Annotated in this window: 5 protein-coding genes; all 5 read right to left on the reverse strand. The window is 38.9% G+C overall.

Annotated features, from left to right (window positions below; genetic code table 11):
* The coding region (locus tag Q0Q74_RS13850) for a GNAT family N-acetyltransferase (RefSeq protein WP_294431817.1) at window positions 1-556 on the reverse strand (556 nt) is incomplete at its 3' end.
* Between the two features lie 172 nt (window positions 557-728).
* Complete coding sequence (locus Q0Q74_RS13855) at window positions 729-1994, reverse strand: hypothetical protein (protein WP_294431819.1); 1266 nt, start codon at window positions 1992-1994, stop codon at window positions 729-731.
* A gap of 17 nt (window positions 1995-2011) precedes the next feature.
* The gene (locus tag Q0Q74_RS13860) at window positions 2012-4609 is read right to left on the reverse strand and encodes a hypothetical protein (protein ID WP_294431822.1); all 2598 of its coding nucleotides are present in this window, start codon (window positions 4607-4609) and stop codon (window positions 2012-2014) included.
* 248 nt (window positions 4610-4857) lie between these two features.
* Window positions 4858-5652, reverse strand: a complete 795-nt coding sequence (locus tag Q0Q74_RS13865) for a hypothetical protein (RefSeq protein WP_294431823.1) — start codon at window positions 5650-5652, stop codon at window positions 4858-4860.
* 368 nt (window positions 5653-6020) lie between these two features.
* The coding region (locus Q0Q74_RS13870) for a helix-hairpin-helix domain-containing protein (protein ID WP_294431824.1) at window positions 6021-6886 on the reverse strand (866 nt) is incomplete at its 5' end.

Raw genomic sequence — 6886 nt, forward strand, 5'->3', positions numbered from 1 at the left:
TATTTTTCCATTCATTTCTTAGAATAGAATACCAAACTTCATCAATTATTCCTTGATTATCTACTCCAGCACTTCTTAGAGTTCCTTCGTATTTCATTCCGATTTTTTGCATTACTTTACCGGAATTTGGATTATTTTTATCATGGACAGCGGCAATTCTATTAAATTTGACTTCTTCAAATAAGAATTTTACAACTTCTTTTCCAACTTCTGCCATTATTCCTTGCCCCCACCATTTACTTCCCATGCAGTATCCTAAAATAGCAGACAATGATTCTTCCCTATAATATACTACGGAAATATTTCCAATAATTTTATTTTCTTCTTTTAATTCAATCGCCCAATTGTAAAAATCATTGTTTTTGTACTTTTCTGTCCAATCTTCTAGAATCGATTTTGTAATACTGCTGTTAGCATGTGTTGGCCATGTTAAATATTTTGTAACAATATCTTCACAAGCCCAATTATTGTACATTTCAGTATAATCCGCGATTTTAAACTGTCTGAGAATTAATCTTTTTGTTTCTAATAATTTTGTTCCTTTATGTTCTAACATATTTACTTTGATCCTAGCGGCTCAATAAGCCGTCCGTATAACATTAATTATACCGTTCCGTATAAAAGTCGTAAACAGAAAGAAATAAAAAAAGACTGCCAACAAATGTCAGCAGTCCTCTTAATGACACCGCGAATTTTATAGATTCGCTTCACTTTGCTATCAATTTTCTTTAGAATCCAATCCTGACTCCAACCAATGCCGCGTAACCGTTTCGGTCAAAACTTGCCAGAATATTTGTGCCACACATACTTGCCTGAGCAATAACTTCAAGCACACGCAGATTTAAGCCGAAACCAATGCGCTGCTGGAAAATCTGATTTTGATATGCGGTTCCCAAATTGAAGTTGAAAATTCTGTGCAACAACGAAAGTCTGAAATCCAATGAATATTCGGGATAAAAAATTGAATCACTCGAAAATGGATTTTTGACTGCCAAACCTACAGAAGGCTGAATCTTAAAGAAATCACCGAACGGCATATAAGTTGCGTTCAATCCGAGTTTTAATGGACGATGCACTTTTAAATTCTCATTGGTCGAATAAACAAAATCATCGTGTCCGTGCTCATTCGTATGACTTTCAGTATCGTTTAAATAGCCAAGAGCATTTGTTTCTTCAAAAACCGCCCAGACTCTGGTACTCATTTTATTTTTGAGCGTTCCAGTAATCAATGGAATTCGCGTGTAAAGCCCTGCATTCAACCCATGAAGCCAGTTTCTCTCAATTTCAATGGCAAAATCAAATCCACCATTCGAAAGAAGATTGCTTGCAGAAAGATCGAGAATATCAACCGATTTCTTTTCTTCCATAAAGTCATGCATATCAACGGAAGTATAAACATCAACATTTGCTTCGGCCTTTGCAACAATATGACCGTCTTCTGTTGTGTAAACATAACTTGTCGCCGTCGTTTTCGGAACATAAGCAATTGGAACAAAATAACTCGGCTTGAATTTTATACCGTACCCCTTGATGATTGTCTGAAAAGAAATGCCCATATTATAGAAGATATCAGCATTTCCAGTTACATCGACTGTCTTTTTCTCGCCGACATTCATTCCGTTACCGAGAAAGTCAAAAATGTCCTTTTCGATATTAAAATGCCCGGAAGATTCAAGGCCAGAAAAAATGCTGAACCTGAAACGGCTGCTTACATTCAGATTTATAAAGGCCGTTTCACTGTTGTTAAAAGCGACGGAAAAACCATCATTCGGCATTTCATCTGCAAGTTTCTTTAAATCAAGTTCTATATGTTTTTTTAAAACATCTTTCAGTCCAAAAGAGCTGTTCGCAGTCATAGAGTTAGAATCAACTCCAATTTCAAAAATACGATGCGGTTTTGAGAGCAAATCTCCGTCAAATTCAGCAGAAGCAAAAGGAAGTGCAAACAGAGCGAAAACTGAAGTAAAAAGTGCAGTCGTTAAAACCTTTTTCATAATTTCACCTCCTTTCCTTATTTGTCCTTGTTTTTCTTGTCATTCTTATTCCAGACTTCAACTGAAACATTCTCATCAAATTCAACACGAACTTTTCCAGAAATTCCAAACGAACCGTCACGAGGAACATACTGCAATGAACCGTCAGCAGGAATCTCAATCATAAATTTTGGAATAAACGGATAATTTTTTAAGATAGAAATTGTCTCATCTTTTGAGAATTCAAAACTATGCTGACCTTCTGAAGTATCAAGTTCCTTGCAATAGCCATCCTCTTCTTCACCAAACCAGGTAACTTTTTTTCCTTCAGAATCAACGGCATACATACAGACCCGCAGCCCAAGAGGATGCTCACCTTTCGGAAATTCAACGCCTTTTTCATCGATTACAGTATCACCGTTAAGAATGATATTATTGTCCACCGTGTAGGTAAACTCAAATTTCTTAACTGCCTCAGCATATTTTACCCAATCTTCACTATCCTCTGCACTGTCACGATTAAGCAAATCTTTGTCTAATTTTGAATTCTCGCTCTTTGAAAGCGACATTACATCCTCAATTGTGATTGTATTGTCTCGATTGCCTTTTTCTGGAACATCGGCAACATCTTTAAGTTTCAACTGCAAAGGAACGATAAGGGCAAGAGAAATCGAAATCACAGAATCCGAATTTTTGAGTGCATTAACGACATTTCCTTCAAGCTCAATATATCCTTCTTCGTCACTGGCAAGCCCAAGATTATACTTAACTTTCAAGCCATCAGGTTTGTCATTAATGAGTTTCGAGATTTTTCCGTCTGCGATTTTGGCAGAATAGTTCTCTTTGCTGAATACGCTTGAATCAACAATCACATTCGCTTCTTTTTCTTCTGTTGCTTCGGCCGCTTTTCTTATGGACGGACTAGGATTCTTCATGCTCATTCGGCCTTTGATTGTCTCACTCTCGCCCAAGAGATACAAATCCGGCTGTGGATTGCCTTTTTTGTCAGTATAAGAAGCAACAACTGTTCCTTCAATTTCAAGGCTCTGCAATACTTCATTTTCGGTTGGCTGAGAAACAAACAGATATCCGGAAAGGGAAGCATCTTCTGAATCAGCAAATTCAATATCTTCTATTAAGTCCTGATTTTCACCTTTTAGAACATCACTCAAAAGCGTAGAAAGATTTAAGCCGGTATCTTCCTCACCCTCAAACTTCGTAAGTTCTTCAAGAGAGATTTTGATATTTGTAAGTGACTCGATTCGCAGAGAACCGCTCATTACAAGTTCAGTTTTTTCACCAGCAGAAGAATCTGCAAAGATGATTTCAGCATTTTCAAGTGCAACTTCAAGCCAACTGACATTATCCCCATCGTAAGTTGAAGCATCGTCTGGAACTACATCACTTTCATAAGTATAAGTCGTCTGCGGAACAACTTTTTTATTGTCCAGTGAAGCCGTTTTATAGAGAATGTATCCTTCCGGCGTATCTTTATCAAGCGAGAAATCAGAATTCGGGATATTGATTCCGCCCCGAATAAGGAAGTTTGATTTTTTGATTTTGATTCCGCTCCAACCCTTTGGAAGTGCACAATAGAAATCAAGCTCGCCCTTTTCGATTGTTGCCTCTTTAAGGCTTGAGTTTAAGCCTGTAAGCTCAAAATCTCTTGCAACATAAACCCTGTCATTACCGGTTTTTGCCAAATCTTCTTTACTCATATTGAGTCCAGTGATTTTTTTGAGTGAAAAATCATCAGAAGGACTCATTGAAACACCATAAGTATGAGTTTTTCCTAAAGTTCCGCCAGAAACTGTGCCCTCAACATTGATGTACATTTGCGGAACAAGCGATGCTCCCGCCAAATCAAGGACAATATCAGCGCCATTTGCACATTCAATCAACTCATCGCCTGTAGTTGCAATAACTTTTGAACGATTATTTTTTTCTACAAGAGAGATTTTAACGAGCATGCTGAAATCAGCAGAAACCGATGTCGCAGTCGGCTTTACAATTTTAATATTCATTGAACCCTTGCGAATTTCCATTGTCGCAAAATCAGGATCCGTAATATCAAAATCGAATCCGACCTCAGGCATTGTTTGCGGCCCAAGAACTCCAAGTTCTGCCATCGGGAAAGACTGACCTGTAATCGTCATGGTTTCAGAAATAGATGCGTTAAAATCAGGTGCTTCAAAAGTTGTTTCTGGAATCTGAATATTACTCAAATCAGTTTTATCACCTGTACCGTCATCAATTCTGAGGGGAATTTCTTTAATCGGGTAATTGATGACATACTGCATCACCGGATTATCGCCTTTTGACTCAGTCGGAGCATATTCGTAAACCTCTGGCGCAGGCTTTTTTTCAGATGAATTTTCCGTGCTCTCAGAATTCTCAGAACTTTCAGAAGTCGAATCACTTGAGTTGTTTTTCTCTATGTTCTCGTTAAGAATTTCCTGAATCTTTTCAATTCCGGCTTTTTCACGAATAGAAATCGCTCCATTGCCCATAGGAAATTCAAATTTTGCGGCAGTTTTTATTGAAAGTGATTCGGGCATTTCAAGATTAGAAAAATCGTCACAACTAAAAACTAAAACAGCGGCACAAATGCTTATAAAAAAAACGGACTTCTTCATAGTGCGCCTCCTTGAACATCAATTATAGTGATAATCTAAGAAAACTTTTTGCTTATCGTAAAATTATAACTTATTATCCGTGATTTGTCAGATTTTTACAAAAAATTCTACAGCGAAATGAAGCATTTAAAATCAAAAAACGGCGGCTGAAAAATCAAACCACCGTTAATAATCAAACCGTCCAGAAACCGTAGCGTTCCACAACCACAGTTTCCAGACTTGTCTAATTTTCTTCTATATAATTAGAATTATTTCTGGAACCAAACCTTTGACTTATAGAATGTCTTTGTGTTCAAGTCCAAAGTGATTCTTGCACCACCGTATTTCTTTCCAACTACATCGTATTTTCCCCATTCATCATCACGAATGTAGCTCTGATGAGCGTTTGCAAAATCTGTGCCATAACCGCCGTCTTCACGGTTAAGACCAGCAATTGCCCAAAGAGTGTTGTTGAAAAGACTTCCGCTCAAATATGGAACGATATCAGATGTATCGCCAAGGCGCTGAACAGTTCCTTCACGGTCGCCAGCAGAAAGAAGTGGTGAACCGAAGCAGACTGTGTTAAGAACATTGTAATTCTTTTTGATTGTGTCGTTAGCAACAACCTGCTGACAAATCATTCCGCCCAAACTGTGTCCGGCAAAAACAAGATTAGAGTTTTTCGGGATATTTTTTGTAACAATGCTAACTACATTATCAAGATAAGCGTTTTTGAGGTTGAATCCACTCTTCAAGTCAGTGAGATAACCTGTTGTCTGATTTTTAATGATTTCTGTTCCAGAGAGTGTGATGAGATATACATTTTTTGAAGTCCATCCGCTTTTAAGAACACCTTTTGTAATGATGATTGGACCGTTCTTTCCTTCGTTATAACCTTCGTAAACCAATCGACTGATTTCAGATGCCATAGTGTAAGTGACTTTGTTTGAGGCAGCAGCACGAGCAGCAATTTCAGCATCGCCTTCTTCGTCAGCCAAATCTGAACAACCAACCAAAGCAGCAGCAAGAGCAAGAGCAGAAAGAACCTTTACCAACTTTTTCATTTATTTTTCCTCCTTACGAAAGTGATAGTGCTACTATCACTTTCTATATATATTAAAACACGGGTTTTGATTTAAAGCAAGCGAATTTGATAGTAATACTATCAAATTTTGCATTTTTTTTTACAAAATACCGCTTTTTTTGGAGAAAAACGCTTTTTGGGTGAAAAAAATTTGTGAAAATCCTTGAAAAAGAAAGACAAATTGCATAAAAAAGCCACATGGAGCAAATTCCATGTGGCTTTCCTGCATTTTATTTGTGGTGCATTATTTCTTCATTTTAGCAAAGGCTTCGACATCCATGTCGTGACGAGTTTTGCAAAGCAAAACTCGCACATCACTGTCTTTTACGCTACCTCCATGTAGCGCATTTATCGTTTCAAAAGAGCCGCGAATGGATTATATGACATTCCATCATCCGAACCGAAGTTGCGGTTTCCGCCGTTGCGCGGGCGGTCGCTTGCGAAGGCTGGCTTTTTGTCGCCTGATGCGGCAGCTGAACCACTTCCTTTCTTTACGACTACGACGCGTTTTTTGCCTGTGCCGTCAGAAGAAGGTTTTTTGCCCTCGTTTGTCTGCCCCAGGCGGGTATTTGCATCGCTCTTCAAGCTGAGGCTGATTCGCATTCGGTCTTTGTCGAGCGCGATGATTGTGAATTCTTTTACATCACCGACTTTGATTACATCCATCGGGTCAGAAACGAATGAATCGCTTAGCTCTGAAACATGAATCAAAGCTGTCTCGTGCAAACCGATGTCAACAAAAGCACCGAAGTCAACAACATTCTTGATTTTGCCTGTGACTTTCATGCCGACAGTCAAATCTTCGAACTTAACAACGCCTTTCTGCATGATTGGAGCTGGATATCCGTCGCGCGGGTCGCGGTTTGGTTTTCCAAGCTCTTCGATGATGTCATTCAAAGTTGTCTCACCGATGTTGTATTTTTCGATGAGGGCTTTTTTTGTCTCGGCTGGAACCTGTTTTCCGCTTTTTACGAAATCCAGAACTTCGCGTGCTACATCGTAGTTCTCCGGGTGAACCCAAGTGTTGTCGAGAGGGTCAGAGCTTTCTGCAATCTTCAAGAAGCCTGCACACTGCTCGAATGCCTTTGGTCCCAAGCCTGGAACTTTTTTGAGCTCTTCGCGGCTTGTTATTTTGCCGTTCTGGTCGCGGTATGCGACAATTTTCTTTGCCGTGCTCATGTTGATGCCAGAAACATACTTTAAGAGCATGTAGC

It is taken from the genome of uncultured Treponema sp., assembly GCF_946187725.1.
GTDB lineage: Bacteria > Spirochaetota > Spirochaetia > Treponematales > Treponemataceae > Treponema_D.

Coding starts and splice junctions, on each gene's coding strand:
- Q0Q74_RS13860 (WP_294431822.1), bottom strand. CDS start 4,609: ATGAAGAAGTCCGTTTTTTTTATAAGCATTTGTGCCGCTGTTTTAGTT.
- Q0Q74_RS13865 (WP_294431823.1), bottom strand. CDS start 5,652: ATGAAAAAGTTGGTAAAGGTTCTTTCTGCTCTTGCTCTTGCTGCTGCT.
- Q0Q74_RS13855 (WP_294431819.1), bottom strand. CDS start 1,994: ATGAAAAAGGTTTTAACGACTGCACTTTTTACTTCAGTTTTCGCTCTG.